This window comes from Nitrospira sp. Vd2 (assembly GCF_979581665.1).
Window position 1 is genome coordinate 65,521 of record NZ_CEFZSK010000039.1, and the last position, 21,831, is coordinate 87,351.

The 21,831-nt window shown below is 60.7% G+C and carries 17 protein-coding genes; 12 read left to right on the top strand and 5 right to left on the bottom strand.

Annotation, left to right across the window (positions count from 1 at the left end):
• Positions 1–44: 44 nt before the first annotated feature.
• From recG to AC1U7K_RS16015, 3 genes are all read left to right on the top strand, one after another.
• Entirely contained in the window at positions 45–2,558 is a 2,514-nt protein-coding gene (gene recG, locus AC1U7K_RS16005) for an ATP-dependent DNA helicase RecG (RefSeq protein ID WP_480252573.1), read from the top strand.
• Positions 2,559–2,560: 2 nt separating this feature from the next.
• The gene (locus AC1U7K_RS16010; RefSeq protein WP_480252574.1) at positions 2,561–2,893 is read left to right on the top strand and encodes a hypothetical protein; all 333 of its coding nucleotides are present in this window, start codon (positions 2,561–2,563) and stop codon (positions 2,891–2,893) included.
• A gap of 62 nt (positions 2,894–2,955) precedes the next feature.
• A complete protein-coding gene (locus tag AC1U7K_RS16015) occupies positions 2,956–3,882 on the top strand; it encodes a Ppx/GppA phosphatase family protein (RefSeq protein ID WP_480252576.1) in 927 nt (308 codons plus the stop codon).
• A gap of 10 nt (positions 3,883–3,892) precedes the next feature.
• Here the strand turns inward: AC1U7K_RS16015 and AC1U7K_RS16020 are convergent, their stop codons facing one another.
• Both AC1U7K_RS16020 and AC1U7K_RS16025 read right to left on the bottom strand, forming a co-directional pair.
• On the bottom strand, positions 3,893–5,374 hold the full coding sequence (locus AC1U7K_RS16020; RefSeq protein ID WP_480252578.1) for a class I SAM-dependent methyltransferase: 1,482 nt from the start codon (positions 5,372–5,374) through the stop codon (positions 3,893–3,895).
• A gap of 72 nt (positions 5,375–5,446) precedes the next feature.
• Positions 5,447–5,821 (bottom strand): cupredoxin domain-containing protein, encoded by a 375-nt coding sequence (locus tag AC1U7K_RS16025; protein ID WP_480252579.1) that lies wholly within the window; start codon positions 5,819–5,821, stop codon positions 5,447–5,449.
• A gap of 278 nt (positions 5,822–6,099) precedes the next feature.
• Here AC1U7K_RS16025 and AC1U7K_RS16030 point away from each other — a divergent pair, with 278 nt between their 5' ends.
• From AC1U7K_RS16030 to AC1U7K_RS16060, 7 genes are all read left to right on the top strand, one after another.
• Positions 6,100–6,537, top strand: a complete 438-nt coding sequence (locus AC1U7K_RS16030) for a hypothetical protein (protein ID WP_480252581.1) — start codon at positions 6,100–6,102, stop codon at positions 6,535–6,537.
• 140 nt (positions 6,538–6,677) lie between these two features.
• Complete coding sequence (locus AC1U7K_RS16035; protein WP_480252583.1) at positions 6,678–7,766, top strand: pentapeptide repeat-containing protein; 1,089 nt, start codon at positions 6,678–6,680, stop codon at positions 7,764–7,766.
• 86 nt (positions 7,767–7,852) lie between these two features.
• Complete coding sequence (locus AC1U7K_RS16040) at positions 7,853–8,644, top strand: segregation and condensation protein A (protein ID WP_480252585.1); 792 nt, start codon at positions 7,853–7,855, stop codon at positions 8,642–8,644.
• On the top strand, positions 8,641–9,501 hold the full coding sequence (gene scpB / locus AC1U7K_RS16045) for an SMC-Scp complex subunit ScpB (RefSeq protein ID WP_480252586.1): 861 nt from the start codon (positions 8,641–8,643) through the stop codon (positions 9,499–9,501). The genes AC1U7K_RS16040 and scpB overlap by 4 nt, the downstream gene beginning before the upstream one ends.
• A 136-nt stretch (positions 9,502–9,637) precedes the next feature.
• Positions 9,638–12,460: an FAD-binding and (Fe-S)-binding domain-containing protein gene (locus AC1U7K_RS16050; RefSeq protein WP_480252588.1), complete on the top strand. Its 2,823-nt coding sequence runs from the start codon at positions 9,638–9,640 to the stop codon at positions 12,458–12,460.
• Positions 12,457–12,711 carry a hypothetical protein gene (locus AC1U7K_RS16055; RefSeq protein WP_480252589.1) on the top strand — a complete coding sequence of 85 codons (255 nt, stop codon included), beginning with the start codon at positions 12,457–12,459 and terminating at the stop codon, positions 12,709–12,711. Before AC1U7K_RS16050 ends, AC1U7K_RS16055 begins: the two co-directional genes overlap by 4 nt.
• Before the next feature lie 13 nt (positions 12,712–12,724).
• A complete protein-coding gene (locus AC1U7K_RS16060) occupies positions 12,725–13,003 on the top strand; it encodes a MoaD/ThiS family protein (RefSeq protein ID WP_480252591.1) in 279 nt (92 codons plus the stop codon).
• Between the two features lie 2 nt (positions 13,004–13,005).
• On the opposite strand, the gene AC1U7K_RS16065 is transcribed toward AC1U7K_RS16060, so the two are convergent.
• The 3 genes from AC1U7K_RS16065 to dnaE all read right to left on the bottom strand — a co-directional run bounded on the left by AC1U7K_RS16065 (position 13,006) and on the right by dnaE (position 18,326).
• Entirely contained in the window at positions 13,006–13,785 is a 780-nt protein-coding gene (locus AC1U7K_RS16065; RefSeq protein ID WP_480252592.1) for a hypothetical protein, read from the bottom strand.
• Positions 13,786–13,877: 92 nt separating this feature from the next.
• Positions 13,878–14,846 (bottom strand): acetyl-CoA carboxylase carboxyltransferase subunit alpha, encoded by a 969-nt coding sequence (locus AC1U7K_RS16070; protein WP_480252594.1) that lies wholly within the window; start codon positions 14,844–14,846, stop codon positions 13,878–13,880.
• A 15-nt stretch (positions 14,847–14,861) separates the two neighbouring features.
• A complete protein-coding gene (gene dnaE / locus AC1U7K_RS16075; RefSeq protein WP_480252596.1) occupies positions 14,862–18,326 on the bottom strand; it encodes a DNA polymerase III subunit alpha in 3,465 nt (1,154 codons plus the stop codon).
• 501 nt (positions 18,327–18,827) lie between these two features.
• Between dnaE and purH the strand changes: the two genes are divergently transcribed.
• Both purH and purD read left to right on the top strand, forming a co-directional pair.
• The gene (gene purH / locus AC1U7K_RS16080) at positions 18,828–20,384 is read left to right on the top strand and encodes a bifunctional phosphoribosylaminoimidazolecarboxamide formyltransferase/IMP cyclohydrolase (RefSeq protein WP_480252597.1); all 1,557 of its coding nucleotides are present in this window, start codon (positions 18,828–18,830) and stop codon (positions 20,382–20,384) included.
• Between the two features lie 159 nt (positions 20,385–20,543).
• Entirely contained in the window at positions 20,544–21,812 is a 1,269-nt protein-coding gene (gene purD / locus AC1U7K_RS16085) for a phosphoribosylamine--glycine ligase (RefSeq protein ID WP_480252599.1), read from the top strand.
• Positions 21,813–21,831: the final 19 nt, after the last annotated feature.

Sequence of the window (21,831 nt, forward strand, 5' to 3'; positions counted from 1 at the left end):
CTTTATTGTCATCGAAGCGAGCGGCATGTTACCATGGCGTTCCGGTGCCTGACAAGCCTGCCAGCACGTCATTTCCTGATTGTCACCGCCCTGCTGCCGATTCCGACCATCTCCGGAGCCTGATCCAGCGTCTCACCCGCCCCATCGAATTTGCGAGTCGCACCGAATCGGCGCGCCGGTCTACCGTGAACACGCTAGGACCGTTCGTCACTCGCCAAGTGATCGAAGTGTTGGCAGAGCAGATCCATCTTCCATCGATTGAAGCCGATCTCCTGGCGCTCCATGATCTCTTCGTCGACTTTCATCAGCAGCTCGATCCATCTGAGCAGCGGCGACGGTTAGAATCGGCGCGACTGATCCTCGGTCGCCTCGATCGCTCGCGCACGGATGTCCCGGTCAGTGCTTCGGTGCCGGCGTCCGCATCGCCCGTGAGGCGCATTGATCTCTCTACCATTCCGATCCGGTTCGCCCACGGAGTAGGACCCAAGCGAGCGCCATTGTTGGAACGCCTTGGCATGCGGACTGTAGAGGACGCGCTGTGGTTCCTGCCCTGGCGGTATGAAGACCGGTCCGTCGTCACACCGATCGCCCGACTGACGCCCGGCATGGATGCGACCGTGTGGGGAACGGTCAGCTCCAGCCGGGTGAAACGGACGTTTCGCCGCGGAATGGCGCTGCTCGACGTCGAAATCAGTGACGGGACCGGGCTGATCCATGCCGTCTTCTTCAATCAGCCGTATCTCGAGCGTCTTCTCACGCCCGGACGCCGCGTGATGTTCAGCGGTCGGGTGACGGTCGGCCGTCAGGGGTGGACGAACCTCCAATTCGACAATCCACTGTACGAAGTGTTGGACGGCGAAGCGGAGACGCTCCACGTCGGACGTATCGTTCCGATCTATCACGAGACGAAAGGGATCACCACCAGACAACTTCGTGTGATGATCAAGGGACTGCTCGATGAACACCTGAAAGACGTTTCAGATATCCTGCCCGATGCGCTTCGAGACGCGCAGCGGTTGATCGACCTTCGGTCGGCTCTGGTCAATGTCCACTTCCCGCCGCCGGGAACACCACTCGACCTTCTGAACCGTGGCACGACTGCGGCGCACCGACGCCTCGCGTTTGAGGAGTGCTTCCTTCTCGAACTCGCTCTGGCCCTTCGTCACCGGTCGGTCAAGGAAGAGGCGAAAGGAATTCGGTTCGATGTCACGACGCCCTTGGTCGGCCGATTGCGCCGACTCTTGCCCTTCACGCTGACGGACGCGCAACGGCGCGTGGTCGGGGAGATCGAACGAGACATGGCGGCCTCGCGGCCGATGAACCGCCTCGTGCAAGGTGACGTCGGCTGCGGCAAAACGATCGTGGCGCTCCACGCGATCCTGATCGCGTGCGGCTCCGGCTATCAAGCTTCCGTGATGGTGCCGACCGAAATTTTAGCGGAGCAACATTATTTGAACCTCAAACCGCTGGTCGAGCCGCTGGGCCTTTCGATCGTGCTACTGAAGAGCGGCGGGAGTCCCAAGACGCGTAAGGCGGTGCTCGAGCGCATTGCGCGGGGCGGGGCGCACATCGTCGTCGGCACACATGCGTTGATTCAAAAAGGCGTGGGATTCCACAATCTCGGCCTCGCCGTGATCGACGAGCAACACAAGTTCGGCGTCTTGCAACGAAAGACGCTGGTCGACAAGGGCTACCGGCCCGACGTCCTGGTCATGACCGCGACGCCGATTCCCCGCACGCTGGCCATGACGGTGTACGGAGACCTGGACGTCTCGGTCATCGATGCGCTTCCACCGGGCCGGAAGCCGATTACCACGTGGCTGTTCGGCGCCTCACAGTCCACGCGCGCATATCGGATCGTCGCCGAGCAGGTGAAGGCGGGACGGCAAGCCTATATCGTCTATCCGCTGGTGGAGGAATCCGAGAAGGTCGATCTCCAGGCAGCGATTCAGGCGGCGGCCCGACTCCAGGCAACGGAATTTCCGGACTACCGCGTCGGCCTGCTTCACGGGCGGCTGAAATCGGACGAAAAAGAAGCGACGATGGCCGCGTTCAAGGCCGGCGAGATCCACATCCTCGTCGCGACGACGGTGATCGAGGTTGGTGTCGATGTGCCGAACGCCACCGTCATCCTCATCGAACATGCCGATCGGTTCGGGCTCGCGCAACTCCATCAATTGCGCGGGCGCGTTGGGCGAGGGGCTGAACGGTCGTATTGTCTGCTCCTCGCCTCTGGCGAGATCCGTGACCGCTCCGACCAGACGCCGTCGGCACTGCGATTGGAGGCGCTGGTGCGATCCACGGACGGGTTTGTCATCGCGGAGGAAGATCTTCGGATTCGAGGCCCGGGAGAATTCTTCGGCATTCGGCAGTGGGGCGTGCCGGAATTTCGCGCCGCCAACCTCATCCGTGACCGCGACCTGCTGGAGGCGGCACGCCGGGAGGCCTTTGCGCTGATCGAGCGGGATCCGAAGCTCGCGTCAAAGGACCATCTCGGGTTGAAAGAAGCGATGCTGCGCCGATGGAAGGATAAACTGGCCCTGGCCGGGGTGAGCTGACCATGGGGTTGATCCAGCGGCTGGCGCACGATATCCGCGCGGGTATTGCCAAGCTCCGCTATGGTACGGTGCGGGCCGCCCACCGGGCCCTGGAGGAGACCGAGTTGTTACAGTTGAAGCTGGAGATGCGGAAACTCGAGGAGCGGATCAATGAACTGAACGGGGATATCGGCGAGCGTGCCATCGACCTCCACGGACGGGGAGAGAGCCCGGAGGCGATCGTCCGGGATCCGGACATCCTTCGGCACGTGGAGCAGGTGCTTGCGCTGCGTGCGGAACGGACGAAATTGCTGGCCGAAATGGAAGAGGTTCGCGCGGAAGACCTGAATCGTTAATCCTCAGTTACCGGAAGGCCTGTGTTGTCTCTGCCCACCAATAACAATCGACGAATCACCACGTGATCCTCGCCGGTGTCGATCTTGGCACACTGACATGTCGCCTTCTGGTGGCAGCGTTCTCACCAGGAGCCGGGTTACAAGAACTGTATGCTGACCGGCGACTGCTGCGACTCGGGCAGGGTGTTGACCAGTCGCGTCGGCTGGATCCCGCTGCGATGTCCCGTGTGATCGACACCTTGAAGGCCTGGCGCCAGATCGTCGACGGCTACCGTGCCGATCGGGTCGCGGCCGTCGCAACGAGCGCGGTGCGCGATGCCGTCAATCGGGATGAGTTCATCGACCGCGTCAAGCATGAGATTGGATTTGATGTCGAGGTCCTGTCGGGAGAGGAAGAAGCGCGGCGAACGATGCTCGGCATCCGGTCAGGTTTGCCGGTGCATGTCGGCCCGGTCGTCGCCTTGGACATCGGCGGCGGGAGCACCGAATTCATTGTTGACCACGGAGAGGACACGCCCGTGGTGCGCTCATTCGATCTAGGCGTCGTGCGGCTGACGGAGCGCCTCTTCAAGCATGACCCGCCCACTCCCGACGAGTTGAGCCGTGCCCGGTCGTGGATTCGTGAGATGGTGGCTGCCGTGCGACCGGCGCTTGGTCCCACGCACGGCCTAACCTTCGTCGGAACGGCCGGCACGATCACGTCACTCGCGGCCATGGCGCAGCGACTCACGGTCTACCGACGCGCGCAGGTTCATAACTTTCCGCTGACGCTGGAGGCGATTATCTCGCTTGAACACGAGTTGGTGAGCCGTACGGCGAACGAACGACGGGACATTCCGGGGTTAGAGCCGGGACGTGAAGAAGTGATCGTTGCAGGGGTAGTGATTCTCCACACGGTGATGGAGGAGTTGGATCTTGACGCTTGCCTGGTGAGCGATTACGGCTTGCGGGAAGGTGTCGTCCTCGACCTCGCCGCACGGCCCGCATGACCGACAGTGCTCACCGCTGCGAATACCAGCGAAAGCCTTTCGCCTCCTGGAAGGCCGGACGGGGCGCGGCGCCGGGTTTGTGCAACAGGACCACTTTGAAGTCCCAGAGCCCAAACCACGCGGGATCGATCAGTTCGTGGTAGTGACAGCCCATGAGCCGCGGCCCCATATCGCCCAGCGTCGCCTTCAATTCACCTTCGGTGTAGGCACGAATCGCAAATGGTTTGCCGATTGCCTGGCAGAACCGCTGAATGGCATACGTGGCGCCGGTGCACAAGAGCGGCGTATCGGGCTTGAGGACGAGGAACTGCGGCAGCGTCAGGTACTCTTCGTGAAACCCGAGCCAGCGCGCGGCGTGCCGGAGATGGCCATAGTGCACCTCGTACTCGGTGTGCCCGGGAAGCTTGACGGGGGCCGGCCAGCCGGAGTCGATGCCGAACTCGATCAAGACCGCCCGGCCTCCGGGTTTCAACACGCGCCACAGTTCGGCGACGAACCGGATCGGTCCGAGATTGAAGAGAAACTCTTCGGGCAGATCAGGTTCCAGGGGAAGCCGCATGCGGCGAATCCAGTCGATCGCTTCCTGATTCTCCGCCGACGAGCCCCGTCCCGATTCGACTTCCGCCCGAGTCAACTGCACCGGCGTCATGTCGGCAAGATTTTCGTTATCGATGACGAGATCGACCGTGGCATCCTGCAGCGGCAGCTGTTCGGCGCTCCCTTGCACGCCGTGACAGCCCCATCCCCCCTCGCGGCCCAGCATCAATTGGGATTCCAAGAACGGCTTCGTAATGTCGAGGAAGACATACCGAACGCCCTGACGTTCAGTAGGCGAGAACTCCGCCGCCATTTCCCGTGCAACATAACCGAGTCCCGCGCCGACTTCGAGTACCGTCCGTGGCTTGGGGGTCCACCAGCCGCGCCGGCGCAAATGTCTGGCGAGTAAGCGCCCGTACGTCAACCCTTGCAGGGCTTCACTGGGCTCGCGGAACAGATGCGACACGGTCGTCTCGATGGTGTCGAAGTGTCCCTCACGCTTCGTAATCTCGCGCAAATGAAATTCGGAAAGATGCTCGCCGCCTTCAAACCCTTCGCGGCCCGACCAGCCTTCCCGGATCTTCTGGAGCAGCAGGTCCCACTTCGCTCCGTGGCGATCGCCGCTCGGCGGTTCGGTTCCGTAATAGCAGAGCGCGTACGTGGGGAGGGCCCATCGTTCGAGGTGCCACTGCCCCGTCTGACCGTCCGGTCCGCAGACCCATTTCCCGAATCGCTCGAGCAGACCGGCGACGGTTTGATGGCCATCGATTGCCGTCAACAGGTCGAGGCCGACTCGATTGAGCCGAATGAGCGGAAGCTGATCATCGAGGGGCGCAACCCACCACTCATTCGAGGCGTGCTGATAGACGATCATGTCTGGCATGCGCCAGGCACGAAGCCCCAAGATGTCGGGGTTCAGCGTCATCGGCGCATGCAGCAGGGCAGTCGGTTTCATCACTGAAGGGGTGTCGACATGCGACGCGAAAGAGAAGCCTACACCATGCGCAAACAGCGAGGCAAGCCGAGGTCAGGTCCGGGAAGAGCTTCCAGAGGGATCGACGATAACGACTGCGCCACGCATGATGGGATGCAGCCGGCACTGATAGGGATAGCGACCCGGGGGAAGTCCGGGCAGGGTATACGTCCCGTTCGGCGGGACGGTGCCCGAATCAAACGCACAGGGGTTGTCGTCCGTGAAGCAGCCATCGTGCGTGATCGTATGAGGGGAGCCGGTGGGGTTGTCCCATCGGATCGGTGAGCCGGCGGCAATCTTGGGCGATGCCGGATCGTAATAGGGCGCACCGCTCTCGATGATAATTTCAAACGGCGGAGGCGTGGCCTGCACGGGCAGTGCAACGACCACGAACGCGACGAGGATGACGATCAGACGGCTGGCTCCCATAGCCCTGGTCCTCGGAGGACACGTCATTGTACCACGCAGAGTGCAAAATCCAATGCATGTATATCGTTGAGGTCACAACGGTTTTTCGCTGCGAGGCAGCGAGGATCAACCACTGCTTGCGCACTTGTCGCCAGCTTTTGCCAAGCGCACCGAATCACTACGTAGCCCCGCATCATCGTGCCGCGCATGTCGTTGCTCACTGGTTGCAAGAATTCCTCGATTCATGCTAGATGGTTGCCCCAGGCAGCCCCGGGTCAGCCATCGAAGAGGAGGAGGAAATGGCCACAAAGACGAAGAAATCGAGCAAGCGCGGCTCGGCAAAAAAGACGTCCCGTGCCGGATCAGCGCGTGGCAAAAAGAAAAAGACCACGACGAAGCGCGCGGGTGCGAAAAAGACGGCGGCGAAGAAAGCTGCTCCCAAGCGGACGATGGCCAAGAAGAAACCGGCGGCCAAGAAAAAAGCGCCGGCCAAAGGGCGCAAAGCCGCACGAAGCACCCGCGCTGCGAAACCGGCGAAGACGGAGGAAACGCCGAAGTTTGCTCCTGGTGAAGAAGAAGAGCCGAAGGTGCGACGACGTCCACCGGTCGCCGAAGAGATGGGCATGGGTGAGGAGATGGACGAGGACATGGGCGAGGAGATGGCGCTCGACGAAGACACGGAATCCGATTTCCTCGACAAGCCGGAAGACCTGGCTGGCGACGAAGAGACCGAATAGACCTTCCCTCGCATCTTTTTTCGGCACTCATCCGTGACCGACCGATGATCTGTTCGAGGGCGCCGGGCGTCCGGCCCGCCGCCCTCCTTTTCCGGCCCGACCTTCCTCCACCGCCCATGAAGTGACGTTCAGGCCCCTCGATGATTCGCTCCGCTTTCCTGGCGGTCTCTGTCATTGTTGTCGTTTCCCTGTCCCCGCCGCTCATGAAGGTCATTGATGCGGCGGGAAATTGCGTGCTGGAGGCCGATTCGGCCACCGACCCCCCGGTGTTCCGCCGGCATCTGGTCGGTGGATGCACGAAGCAGGAACGCGCCGCCCAGACAGTAGCGGCGGAGGAGGTGTTAGCCGCGATCCAGCAAGGACGGGGAGTCGATCTTGCCGGGATCATTCTCACGGGCGATCTGATGCTCGATCAACTCCAGCCCGTCGCGGTCGCGGAGGTCGGATCATTGTCCTCTGCCGCACGGCAATTCTTGACCGAACGGCACGTCGAACAGGTGCGGATGATTCATGGACCGCTCGTGATTGAGGACGCGTTGGTCCGGGGGGTGGTGGCGACACGGCTGAAGGACAGTTATCTGGTGATCGAAGGACCGACCCGGCTCAATCGGTCGATATTCGAGCAAACGGTCGATCTTTCGCACGTGCTATTCCTGAACCGCGTCGATGCGACCGATGCCGTGTTCCAGCGCGAAGCCTTCTTCATCAAAAGCGGCTTTCAGCAAGGTGCCGTCTTCGAGCGCACGGCGTTCGGGCCGCACACGCGATTTCATCGCGCAACATTCGTCGGTCCGACAAGTTTTCTTCGCTCCGGCTTCAATGGCTTGGCCGAATTTCTCGAGGTCTCCTTCGACCAGGAGGCGAGTTTTTCGCGAACCTATTTCAAGATGGGCACGGGCTTTTCCGGGAGTCGATTCGGGGCTGTGCTCGATTTTTCCGAAGCGCTCTTCGAGCGTGAGGTGTACTTTCTCTTTACGGTCTTCGACGCCGATGCGTATTTCCGCCGGTCGACCTTCAAGAGCGTGGCCGACTTCTCGGATGCCCAGTTCAACGGGCTTGCCGATTTCTCAAAGGTCTATTTTCGCATCGAGCCCACCTTCGCCCGAGCGCGACTCGCCGGGGAGCCCCCTCGTCGTAGCGGCCTTCAAAACCCGGTTCTCCTCTACGGGATTGTCATCAGCCTCGTGGTCTTCACCGTCCTGTTCGTACTGTCCCTTAGGAAGCGCTAACGACTTCATCTGCCCCACATATTGAAAGCCGCTTGCGCTGTACCCCATATGGTGGTATAAGGCTGCCCGACCGGCTTGGAGGTGCGGTGGATCCAGAGCAAATCGAACTTCCCTACCACGTCCGCCTGGAGCAATTCGAGGGACCGCTCGATCTCCTGCTCCATCTGATCAAGAAAAACGAGATCAACATCTACGACATTCCAATCTCACTAATCACGCAGCAATACCTGGAATACTTGAGCCTCATGACCTCGTTGAACCTGGCCGTTGCCGGTGACTTCCTCGTCATGGCGGCGACGCTCGTCCAGATCAAGTCGCGCATGCTGTTGCCGGCCGACGAGACCGACGGGGATGAGGAGGATGGGCCGGACCCGCGCGAAGAACTCGTGCGCCGCTTGCTGGAGTACAAACAATTCAAGGATGCCGCCGGGCGACTCGATGAGCGGGATAAAGTATGGCGCGACGTGTTTGCGCGTGAGCAGCCGGTCCCCGTGACGGTCCGTTCCGATGAATCGCTCCTGGACGATGTGACGTTGTTCGACCTCGTCGATGCGCTCCAAGGGATTCTGGCCCGCACCCCGGACAAGCGTCTTATCGAGATCATTCCGGAAAACTTGACCGTCCAGGACCGCATGAATGCGATCCTGGAGTCGCTGGAAGATCATGAGTCGATCACCTTCGCCTCTCTCTTCGAGCAATCGCGCGCCCGACTGGTGATCATCGTGTCGTTCCTCGCGCTGCTGGAATTGATTCGTGTCAAACTCGTGCGTGTGTTTCAGCCTGAGTCGTTCGGGCCGATTCTCGTGACGCGCACCTTTACACCGGTCAGTGAGTCGCAGCTCGACTCAGTTGGTGATCTCGGCTGGGAGGACGTATGAGCTCTACGACTGAACCTACGGCAGAGGATACGCTGTTCGAGGGTTCGCCTCTGGCGGGTGGGAACGACGATGCCGGACACACGGAACCGGCGCAACCGGCTGCGGCTCAGGGAGAGTCAGAGACGCCCGTGATGGCGGGAACTGCTGCAGCCGAGATGGCCGGAGAGGCAGAGCTCAAACCGATTCTCGAGGCGCTCTTGTTCACCGCGCACGACCCCGTCCCGCTCGATCGGTTCGCCTCGGTCATCGGGGGAGTCCCGAAAGCCCGCATCCGGCAGGTGCTCGAGGAGTTGCAACGCGAGTACGGCAAGGCGGACCGAGGGTTACAACTGGTGGAGGTCGCCGGCGGCTTTCAGCTGACGACCCGGGCAGAGTACGCGCCGTGGATCAAAGCGTTCGGAAAGTCGAAGGCGGCGCCCAAGCTCTCGCGCTCCGGGCTCGAGTCGCTGGCGATCATCGCCTACAAGCAACCAATCGTGCGCAGTGAAATCGAGGCCATTCGTGGGGTGGAAACGTCGGGCGTGATCCGCACGCTCCTGGAACGTAAACTTGTGCGGATCGTCGGCCGCAAAGATGTGCCGGGCCGCCCCATCATGTACGGAACGACAAAGTATTTTCTCCAGCATTTTGGGCTTCGCGATCTGTCCGAACTTCCACCACTCCGAGAATTTAAGGAACTCGGCGAATCGGAGCAGGCCCTGCTGCCGGTCGGCGATGAGCCACTCCACGTGTCGACGGAGAACGGCAACGGCAATGGCCACGGTCCTGTTGCTGAGCACTACCCCACGGCTCTCCCGGATGTCGAGCGCCTTCCTGCCGATGCGGCCGAGCCACCGCCCGAGCCGGAACCACGATAAGTCTTCATCGGCATTTCCCCGTCTCACGCCCTTTTCTCTGTTTTGCAACCAGCATACGGTATGAGAGGCGGGCGCGCCGGTGTCTTGAGAAGGTGGCGGCCTTTTTCACCATCCTGCTAGAATGACCTCGTCGTCCATGTCGCTCATTCTTCCTCAACGCACGCAGGCAGTCTCGGCGGACCTTCGACGCCTCCTGGGACCGGACAAGGTCCGTGACGACGAACCGGCCCGCACCGCGTACGCGGTAGACGCGAGCATGTACCGGATTCGACCGCTCGCCGTCGTGCTCCCGGAGATAGAATCCGACATCGAAACCGTGGTGACCTATACCGTGTCGCGCGGCATTCCGTTGACCCCGCGCGCCGCGGGGACGAATTTGACCGGTTCGGCCATCGGCTCCGGTGTGATCCTTGACGTGTCTCGCATGAATCGGATTCTCGAACTCGATGTGGAGGAAAAACGCGCGCGCGTCCAGCCGGGTCTTGTGTTTGCGGAACTCAATAGGCGGCTTGCGAAGCACCGACTGTTATTCGGACCGGACCCGTCGAGTGGCGACATGTGTAAACTTGGCGGCATGCTGTCGAACAATTCGGCGGGTCCCCATACGTTGCGATATGGCTCGGTGAAGGACAACGTCCACGCGCTCCGCGTCTACCTGCAACAGAGTGGGTGGGTGGATGCCCGTTCGTACCTAGTCGGCGCCCCAGAAACCAACCGCCTCCTGACGGAGCATCCGGAGTTGCAACGCATTTGGAATCTCACCACTGCGAATGCCGACCTCATGCGAGCCAAGCGGCCCACTGTGAGCAAGAACAGTTGCGGCTACAACGTCTTTGGCCTGATTGATGGACTCGATCGCGATGTCTTCGATGTGCCCAAGCTGTTTGTCGGAAGTGAAGGCACACTGGGGGTGATCAGTGAGGCGACGATCCGGTTGGTGGATCGACCGCGCGCGACGACGACCGCGCTGATTCATTTTCGCCGGCTCGAAGAGGTGGGTGACGCGGTGTTCACGCTGCTCGACCTTTCACCCAGCGCGCTCGAGGTGATGGATGGGAACACGCTCAGCCTCATCGGGCGGGCGCAGCACGGGATTCCGGCAGACGCCGAGGCAACGTTGATTGCGGAGTTCGATGAAGTCGGAGAATCGGCCGGCACCCGTGATTACGCGACGGCGGTGGCCGCCGTGTGCCGGCACTTCACGCTTGCCGCAGCCCCCGCCATTGCAGCCGATCCGGATCGGCGGGAGGAACTCTGGAAGGCGCGCAAAGCCCTCTATCCGACCCTCTATCGTTACGGCGGCGGTAAGAAACCGATCAATTATGTGGATGACGTCGTCGTGCCGGCCGCACGCATTGGCGAGCTGATTCGATACCTCGAACACTATTTCAACGGCCGGCGAGTCCCCGTCGCCATCTTCGGGCATATCGGCAACGGCAACGCCCATATCGTACCGCTGCTCGATCTGGGTCACAAAGACGATTTCGAACAGATGGTGGAGAGCTACCACGCGGTACATGACGCCGTGCTGACCCGGTTCGGCGGATCGATCTGCGGCGAGCATGGGGATGGACGCGTGCGAGCGGAATACCTCCGACGGATGTTCGGGGACGAACTGTACAGCCTGTTCGTCGACATCAAACGGACGTGTGATCCGGCCGGTGTCATGAATCCGGGTGTGAAAATCAGCGACACGTCCTTCACCGAGCACATCGACTACCCCCGTTTGGCGAAGAACTGCGCGACCTGCGCGAAGTGCAATTCGGTGTGCCCGGTCTACGACGTGTTTCAGTCGGAAGATATGAGCAGCCGGGGCTGGTTCGAAATCGTCACGGCCAAAGACTATAGTTACCTTGACTCCAAGCGGGTGGTCGAAGCCTGCCTCAATTGCAAGTCGTGCCGGTCGATCTGTCCCGCCGACGTCGATGTCGCCGATCTTATCCTGAAACGACGGGCCGAGCATCCGAACCGCGCCGCCGGGCTGCTCTTCGCGTTGCACGCACGGCCGGCGGTGTTCGAGCCGCTGTTGAAACTCTTGGCCTATACTCAACCGCTTTGGGACCGGCCCTGGATTCGAGCCCTCATGGAACGTGCCACGAGGCCCTTCATGCGCCGGATTGCGTCGACGGCCCGCATCCCGCGAGATTTGGTCTTGCCGAAGCTCGCCACTCGATACTTACGCGACCGCTATCCGGACCTCGTCAGCCGGGCTGACGACCGCCAAACCCGCGTGGCCTATTTTCATGGATGCGCGGCCAATTACTTTGACGACGGCGTGGGCGATGCGGTGATCCGGGTGCTGCGACAGCAAGGCATTGAGCCGGCCTTGCCACCGCAACGCTGCTCCGGAACCCCGATCGAAACCTATGGGCACGTCGAGCTGGCCAAGCAGGGAGCCAGGGCGAACCTGACCTCGTTGGAGCGCTATGATGTCGTGGTCACCGGCTGCGCCTCATGCACGCTGGCGCTGAAGGATTACCCAAAGCTGTTTGCCGGGGAACCGGAAGAGGCGAGTGCCACACGCCTCGCGACAAAAGTACAACACATCTCAGAGATGGGCCGATTCCCGGATGGCGCGAGCCGGAAGCCTGCAGGCGCGGCGACCCGAAGAGTGACGTACCATTCCTCATGTCATCTTAGAGCTGCGGGTGTCACGAAGGCGCCGCGGCGAGCCCTTCAAGCACTACCGGATACCGAGTTCGTCGAGATGCAAGATGCCGATCGGTGTGCAGGCGGCGCGGGGACGTACATCGTCAAGGATTATGAGACGTCGCAGGCCATCTTCGAGCGCAAGCGTCGCGCGATCGAAGGGAGCGGCGCGGATGTTGTCGCGACGAGTTGTCCCGCCTGTATGATTCAACTGAAGAACGGGTTGAAGGGCACGGTAGTCGTGAAACACGTCGCGGAGTTGATGAGCGAAGCAGCCGAGGGCCAGGAGCCGGGACATCTACCTGCATGATGCGACTGCGGAAGGGCGATTGGCTGTTCGGGGCCGCGGTGCTCGCCGTCATTCTCTTCGTGGCCGTGCTGCCGTCGCCTCGGGAGCAGAATCCGGTGATCCCGGCCGATACCGAGCATCGGGCGGTCGCCAGCGAGAAACACTGTTCACAGTGCCACGGAACACAAGCGAGCCGCCCGTTGCCGGACCGCCACCCCAAACGTCAGGATTGCTTCAAGTGCCATCGACGCGGTGAAGCGCTGGGAGGATGATGAAGGAGTGCCCATGGTCACGGTGCTGCTATTCGGTCAGACGTTGAGAGATAGTGTGGGGGACTCGGAGCTGCAGTTCGAGGTGTCCGGCCCGACAACGGTCAAGAAGCTCATCGAGGCAAATGAGGCGCAGTTGGGCGGCCTCCTTCCGTTTTTGACGAAAGGGGAAGTCTTGGTGACCGTCAATCGTAAAGTCGGGACGATTGACTCGCCCATCCGCGACGGCGACACGCTGAAAATCACCCATCAAACGAACCCCGTCTTCGAAGGCGCCCGCTGGCACAATCCGTAGCTTCACTGCACTGAATAATGGCCCGCGATGTCGGTTTCCGGTTCTGCCGGCACTCGGTGCTCCCGATGCTGCTTCCACCGCAACGCTCGCTTCAGCAATGGAATCATGCCGTGGTAGGCGAGCACCGCCGCCGGCAACGCGAGCAGGCCCACGATCAGCATGCACGTGATCGTTTTTTCCCAAAACGGTTTGGCCAGAAACCGATCCGTCGTCGTGCAGGCCCACACAATCCACGTGAAGACGGCGGCACTCAAGACGGTCAGGCTTCGGTTGACAACCGGCGAGATAAAGGCCGAGGGGTCGAACTGCCGGAAGCGCAGCTTTGGCCCCTTGGCTGACACCAAGATGCGTCCGGCGTGATTGTCACTCATGAGAACCGTGAGCCGGAGTTGGTCCCCAGGGTTCATCAACGGGATGTTCAGCGTGTACGCGTCGCGCTCGGCGGTTTCCAGCTTCGGAGCGAGGGCTAACGTCGATGAAGACGAATGCGCGTGGAGCACGGCGACACCGGGCGGGAGAGTCACATGGACGGTCTGGCTCTCGATGTCCTTCATGCCGAGATTCTGAACGATTATTTCCATCACGCGCCCGGCTGAGAGCGGCTTGCCATCCAGCGACACCGAGAGGCGCCTGTCGAGGTCGGGATGCCGAATGCCGATCACCGACTCGTTCTTGATGATCGCGTACCCCAAGACCTTCCGCTGTGAGCCGATCAGGTACATCACGAGCGGGGGGACCAGTCCGGTTAGGACGGCACCTGCATAGGCAAGCCAATTACTCATGCTCGACTCCTTGAAGGGTGTCCAAAAGTATAGCCGGGGTCGTACAGAGCGCAAATGGCGAGAAAAGAAACCAGAGACAGGGGAGAGGCGCGTTAGACTTTCTCGATCACCGGCTCCAAGACCACGCCGATCTTTCGATACTTCTGATCGCGGCCGCTCAAAAGTTCTTCGCCACGGAGATCGACCAACTGGCTGAGGTGGGTAGTGAGAGCTTTGGCAATCCGTCCTGCCGTAGATTGCGGGTCGCGATGGGCGCCCCCGATCGGCTCCGGAATCACTTCATCAATGACACCGAGGTCCAGCAGGTCGTTGGCGGTCATCTTCAGACGTGCGGCGGCATCCGGCACTTTCGCCGGATCGTCCCACAAAATGGCGGCGCAGCCTTCGGGCGAAATCACCGAGTAGACGGCGTGCTCGAGCATAAGGACGCGATCGGCCACACCAAGCGCAAGCGCTCCGCCGCTCCCCCCTTCACCAATGACGACAGAAATGATGGGTACCTGTAGTCGCGCCATCACCAGGAGGTTGCGTGCGATCGCTTCGGCTTGCCCTCGCTCCTCGGCCCCGATCCCCGGATACGCGCCCGGCGTGTCGATGAACGTCAGGATGGGCCGATTGAACTTCTCGGCAAGCTTCATCAACCGAAGCGCCTTGCGGTACCCCTCGGGGTTGGGCATCCCGAAGTTACGCTCCATTCGTTCCTTTAGAGTGCGGCCTTTCTGATGGCCGATGACCATCACAGAACGCTCGTTGAAGCGGGCGAACCCGCCGACGATGGCGCGGTCGTCGGCAAAGGCTCGGTCGCCGTGCAATTCCAAGAAGTCACGACAGAAGGCATTGATGTAGTCGAGGACCGACGGGCGTTGAGGATGACGAGCAATCTGCGTCCGTTGCCACGGGGTGAGCTTGCTATAGAGTTCCGCTTCCTCCTGCGCCAGCTTGGCCTTGAGCTTGCGGATTTCCTCCTGTACCGAGGCCTTGCCGTTGCCGGACCCGGCCAGCTTTTCGATCCGCTCTTCGATCTCACGCAGGGGTTTTTCAAACTCCAAGTAATCACGCATGCCTGATCCCTCGGGTTAGAGCAAGACCACCGCACCCTTCCCCAAGACCTCTTCCACTTCCGCAATGAAGCTTTCGTTGGGGGACACGGTGAGGTTCGGGAGTGGTGTGGTATCCGCTTCGACGTTGGACAAGCAGAACGTCAACGAGATGGTTGCCTGGCCGGGGTACCGGCTCAGCAACTCCTTGAGTTGCGGCAGCCGTTGCACCGTGTCCGCCTGATCGGGGACACGGAGCGTAATGCGCGTGATCCCCTTCGCTTGCAGCTCTGCCAACGATTCCACCTTCACGCCTTTGAGCCGGGTGCCCTTTTCCGCGCGGTCGATCGTCCCCGTCACGCGGATCAGACTGTCGGGAACGATGAGAGCAGCTACGGACCGATAAAGATCAGGGAAAGCAATGACTTCAATCATGCCATGAAGGTCTTCAATTGTAAAATACGCCATGCGATCGCCCTTCTTGGTCGTCATGGCTTTCACGGTCTTAACGATCCCGCAGACCTTGATCTCCCGACCGTCGGAGGCTTCACCCGCACCCGCACAAGTGGTCGTGCTGAACTTCTCCAGCGCCGCGGCATACCGCGCCAAGGGATGACCGGTGATATAGAAGCCGGTCAGCTCGCGTTCCAATTTGAGGCGTTCACCGACGTCCCATTCAGGCACATTGGGAAGTGGGGGATCGGCGATCGGCGTGACCGCCTCGTCTGCGCCGAGATTCCCGAACATACTCGTCTGCCCTCTGGCCCGTTGTCGCTGTGCGGCGGCGGCATCCTCGATCAGTTGATCAAGCACGGCCATCAATTGAGACCGCCGTGCGCCCGTTGAGTCGAAGGCTCCCGTCTTGATCAAACCTTCCAGCACCCGCTTGTTGACTTTGTGCAAATCGATGCGATGGCAGAAATCGTAGAACGAGCGGAAGTGACCGCCTTCTCTTCGCGTCTCGATGATGGAGTCGACGGCCCCTTCCCCGACGTTCTTGATCGCCGCCAGCCCAAAGCGGATCCCGCCCTCCACGACCGTGAAGGTCGTGTAACTCTCGTTGACGTCCGGTGGCAGGATCGGGATACCGAGATCGCGGCATTCCGTAAAGTAGCCGACCATCTTATCGGCGTTGCCCATGTCGTTCGTCATCAACGCGGCCATGAACTCCGTCGGGTAGTGCGCCTTCAGATAGGCCGTTTGATACGTGACGAGCGCGTAGGCGGCGGAATGCGACTTGTTGAAGCCATACCCCGCGAAATACGCCATGAGGTCGAACAGCTTCTCGGCCTTCTTTTCGGAGAAGTGATTCTTTTTCGCCCCCTCGATGAATTTGACCTTTTGCTTCTCCATCTCCTCGGGCTTTTTCTTGCCCATGGCGCGGCGGAGCAGATCGGCTTGTCCGAGGGAGAAGCAGGCAATCTTGTTCGCGATCGCCATAACCTGCTCCTGGTACACGATCACGCCGTAGGTGTCCTTGAGGATCGGCTCGAGGGCCGGTGGATCGTAGGTGATCTGACCTGGGTCGCGCTTGCGCTTGATAAAGTCGTCGACCATGCCGCTTTCCAGGGGCCCGGGCCGATACAGCGCGAGAATCGCGATCAGATCCTCGAACCGCTCAGGCTTGATCCGAACCAGCAGGTTCCGCATGCCCGGGCTTTCCAACTGGAAAATGCCTGTGGTGCGGCCGGACGAGAGCAGCTCGTACGTTCGCTGATCGTCGAGCGGAAGATTCGTGACGGTGAACGGCGGTTTTCCCTCCCGAGAGCGGCGCTCATTGATCAACCGCACGGCGTGATGAATCATCGTGAGCGTTTTCAGGCCCAAGAAGTCGAACTTCACCAGCCCGATCTTCTCGACGTCGGTCATCGAATACTGCGTCACGATTTCGTCGTTTGCGCCTTTGTACAGCGGCACATGGTCAGTCAGCGGCTCCTGCGAGATCACGACACCGGCGGCATGAGTGGAGGCGTGGCGCGCGAGCCCCTCAAGCGACTTGGCGATGCTCATCAGCTCGTTGATCTTCGGATCCGTGTCGACGAGCTCCTTGAGACGCGGCTCCTGCTCCATCGCGGCGTCGAGCGTCATGTTCAGCTGGTTCGGCACGAGCTTGGCGACGCGATCGACTTCGGCATAGGGGATCTCGAGCACGCGCCCGACGTCACGGATCGCAGCCTTTGCGCCCAGCGTGCCGAAGGTGATGATCTGGCAGACGTGATCCTCGCCATACTTGTCGATGACGTAGTTGATCACCTCACCGCGCCGATCCATACAAAAGTCCATATCGATATCGGGCAGCGAGATGCGTTCAGGATTGAGGAACCGCTCGAAGAGGAGGTGGTAGACCAGCGGATCGAGGTCGGTGATGCGGAGCGCGTAGGCGACCAAACTGCCGGCCGCCGAGCCGCGCCCGGGGCCCACCGGGATCCCGCGCGAGCGCGCAAAATTAATGATGTCCCAGACGATCAAAAAGTACCCGGCGTACCCCATCGTGAGGATCACCGCCAACTCCTCGCGCAGGCGAAGCTGATATGCTTCCACCGGAATGCCGCTCGGCCGTTCGAGCAACCGCGCGGCCAGACCTTCGCTCGCCAACTTCTCGAGGTAGCTCTCGCGGGTGTATCCGTCCGGGACCTGGTAGTTCGGGAGGTAGGTCTTGTTGAAGGCCAGTTTGAGATCGCACTGCTCGGCGATGCGGACCGTATTGCGAACCGCCTGTGGAAACTCCGCGAAGGCCGCCATCATCTCCTCGGGCGACTTCACATAGAGCTGGTCCGTATCGAACTTCATCCGATTCGGATCGTTCAACGTCTTGCCGGTTTGCAGGCAAAGCATCACGTCGTGCGGGCGAGCATCGCCTTTGTTCAAGTAATGGCAGTCATTCGTCCCAACGAGGGGGATGCCTAGCTTCTTGTGAATCTCGACGAGTCCGGCGTTCGCGATCCGCTGATGTTCCAAGCCGTTTGCCTGGATCTCGAGATAATAATGGTCCTTGCCGAAGATCTCGCGGTACTCCCCGGCCACGCGCGTGGCGCCCTCGAGATCCTTCTGCCCGATGAGATACGGCACCTCCCCGCTCAAGCAGCCCGACAGCGCAATCAGCCCCTCGTGGTGCTGGGCCAGTAACTCTTTATCCATCCGCGGCTTGTAGTAAAACCCCTCAAGGTACGCTTTACTGACAAGCTTGATGAGATTCTGATAGCCGGTGAGGTTCGTCGCGAGGAGGATCAGATGATAGTAATCGTTGTGGGCGAGGGCGCCTTCTCGGTTCTTGCGGTTCCCGGGCGCCATGTACGCCTCGCAGCCGATGATCGGCTTGACACCGCCCGCCTGGGCCTTTTGAAAAAATTCGACCGCCCCAAAGAGGTTCCCATGGTCGGTCATCGCGACCGCCGGCATGTCGAAACGCTTCACTTGTTGGACGAGGGGCTCGATCTGATTCGCCCCGTCCAGCAGACTGTATTGTGTGTGTAGATGTAGATGAACGAACGAATCGGCAGGCAAGTGCAAACCTCGGTGCGGGATTCTAATCCGAAGGGGAGGGCGTGTCAATGAATCGGGTTGGGATAGTTAGCAATAGTGGGGAGCCGCTCTCAAAAACCCGAATCGGTGAGGCCAATACACGAAAGGACCGGTTTGGGCGACGGAGCACGTGCATGAAACGACTATTCGTTGTGAATGCCGATCGGAGCAAGAAAGGCGTACGCAATGCGTTCATCACTCTTGGGACTCGATCCGATCCAATCCCTGATGTTGAGCCTGCCTGAATATGTTCGAGCAATGCAGCGATGCCGGCACGCTGTTCCGGGTGCGCATGCACACACTCGCGTGCCCCAGGACGTTGCTCCTTGTGTTGGCACGGCGATATAGATTTGATCACTTAAACCGGATCGGGGTTCCCCGCTATCGTCCCCGCCCGAACCCTCGTACCGCGATCCTTGCACTGCTCACAACCATCTGTTATTCTCCGGCCCGTCATTGGATTCTTTGCGTTGAGAGGATGGCATGGCCGGCGTCAAGCGAGCGTTGATTAGTGTCTCAGACAAGACGGGCATCGTGGATCTCTCGAAGCGTCTCGCGGGACTGGGGGTCGAGATCCTGTCCACCGGCGGAACCGCGAAGACACTCCGTGATGCCGGCATTCCGGTCACGGATGTGTCGGCCTACACCGGCTCGCCCGAAATCCTCGACGGACGGGTGAAAACGCTGCACCCGAAAATTCATGGCGGGCTCCTCGCTCGGCGGCGGCTGCCGACGCATGTCGCCGAGATGGCGCAGCACGGTATCGCGCCGATCGACCTCGTCGTCGTGAATCTGTACCCCTTCGAAGCAACGATTGCGAAACCAGATTGCGCATTCGAAGAGGCGATCGAGAATATCGATATCGGTGGTCCGGCCATGTTGCGGTCAGCGGCCAAGAACCACGAGGACGTGCTGGTCGTGGTTGACCCTAAGGACTACGGACGCGTCCTTGACGCAGTGAAGGCGGCGGGCGACATCCCGGCGACCTTACGGCGCGAGTTGGCGATGAAGGTGTTCCAACATACGGCCAGGTACGATAGCCTCATCGCGGACTATCTCGAGAGGCAGGTGCAAGGAGGCGAGGGCAAATTTCCACCGATTCTGTCGTTGCAGTTTGAACGGGTGGAGACGCTGCGCTACGGAGAAAATCCGCACCAGCAGGGCGCGTTTTATCGCGAGCTCAATACCCGTGAGCCTTCCGTCTCACGAGCAGAGGTGCTGCATGGGAAGGCGATGTCCTACAACAATTATCTGGACGCCAATTCCGCCCTTGAATTGGTCAAGGAGTTTGCCGAGACCGCCGTCGTGATCATCAAGCACAACAATCCCTGCGGTGTGGCGGTCGGTACCAGCCCCGTAGAAGCCTACGTCAAGGCTCGCGAGACCGATCCTGTTTCCGCATTCGGCGGCGTCATTGCCTTTAACCGGCCTGTCGACTTGCCGGCGGCGAAAGAGATTACTTCGACGTTCGTCGAAGTCGTCGTGGCACCCGGCTACAGCGCAGAGGCGTTGGCCGAGTTGAGGCGCAAGAAAGACCTCCGGCTCCTTGATGTGGGGCCACTTGATGCGGCCGTTCGAGAGGGACTGGATCTCAAGAAGTTGGTGGGCGGCTTGATCGTCCAGGATCGGGATCTTGGCGACCTGAAGGATCTCAGGACGCTACAGGTACCAACACAGCGTAAGCCGACTGATGAAGAATATGCGGCCTGCGCCTTCGCGTGGAAGGTTTGCAAGCATGTGAAGTCCAACGCAATCGTCTATGCGAGGTCAGGACAAACAGTCGGCATCGGCGCCGGCCAGATGAGCCGGGTGGATTCCGTGAAGCTTGCCGGAATGAAAGCGGTACTGCCGGTCAAGGGCTGTGTCATGGCCTCCGATGCGTTCTTTCCGTTTCGAGATGGGCTGGATGCGGCCGCACAAGCGGGTATCACCGCGGTGATCCAACCCGGCGGCTCAATTCGCGATCAGGAAGTCATCAAAGCCGCCGATGAACATCAGATGGCGATGATTCTCACGGGGATGCGCCATTTCCGCCACTAAGCTCTCCGGCTGTCGCGACGCTGCGAATGAGCCGGCTTTTTCCGACTCGATTCTCGCCGCGATGCACTTTTTGTCGAGCCCGCACCATCCTTCTCCCATTTGCCGACGAGTCCGAGCAGGGCCCGGACCCCGATGTCGCCGGCACGCCTGGACACCGCAATGAGGATTCTTGTCATCGGGAGCGGTGGCCGCGAGCATGCGCTCGTATGGAAGCTCGCGCAAAGCCGGCGAGCGACCGATCTCCTCTGCGCCCCCGGTAATGCGGGCATCGAAGCACTTGCACGCTGTATTCCAATTGCTGCCGACAATATCGCCGGGCTGAAAGACCTAGTGTTACGCGAGCGGGTGGACTTCACCGTCGTAGGCCCGGAGGCGCCCCTGGCGCTCGGCATCGTTGACGAGTTCCGGAAGGCCAAGCTAAAGATTTTTGGCCCGACGCGGGCAGCGGCCCAAGTGGAAGCAAGCAAGGCTTTCTCGAAAGAGTTGATGGTGCGGTCCGGCATCCCCACCCCGAAAGCGAAACAGTTCGACTCGCTTACTCCTGCTTTGAAGTATGTAAACAATCAACCCCTCCCGATCGTCATCAAAGCGGATGGTTTGGCTCAAGGCAGAGGCGTCGTGGTAGCCGCAAGCCATGCAGAAGCCTCAGCGGCGATCACCTCCATGTTGGGGCGTGGAGACTTCGGCGAGGCCGGACGGCGGGTGCTGGTCGAGGAGTTTCTGGACGGGCAAGAAGCGACGATCATGGCGTTCACGGATGGCAAGACCGTTGTCCCGATGGTGGCCGCCCAAGATCATAAGCGCGTCCACGACGGAGACCGCGGGCCGAACACGGGTGGAATGGGGGCCTATGCGCCGGCACCGATCGTGACAGGGGCTCTGATCGACCGTGTCATGAAGGAAGTGTTTCATCCGGTCATCGATGCGCTTGCTAGACTCGGCAGTCCCTATCAAGGGGTACTCTACGCCGGGCTCATGATCGTTCGTGACAACCCGTATGTGCTGGAATTCAACGCGCGCTTCGGCGATCCAGAAACACAAGTCGTGCTGCCCTTGTTGAAGACGGACCTCCTCGACGTGATTGAAGCCGTGGTTGAACATCGACTCGACGCTCTAACAATCGCGTGGCGTGAGCAGGCGGCGGTCTGCGTCGTCATGGCGTCGGAAGGATATCCGGGGACGTACCAATCAGGCCGTCCGATTGAAGGATTGGCGAGCATGAGTCCTGAGACCGTCGTATTCCATGCCGGCACCCGGCGGGAAGGCGGGGCCATCGTGACTGCGGGAGGCCGCGTCCTGGGGATCACTGCGACCGGTCGGGACTTCCGCACGGCGCGCGATCGTGCATACCAGCAAGTGGAACGGATCAGGTTCGAGGGTCGGCATTTTCGGTCGGATATTGCCCTCCGTGCATTGACGTCGGCGTGACCTCGCAAGGAGCTGCTAT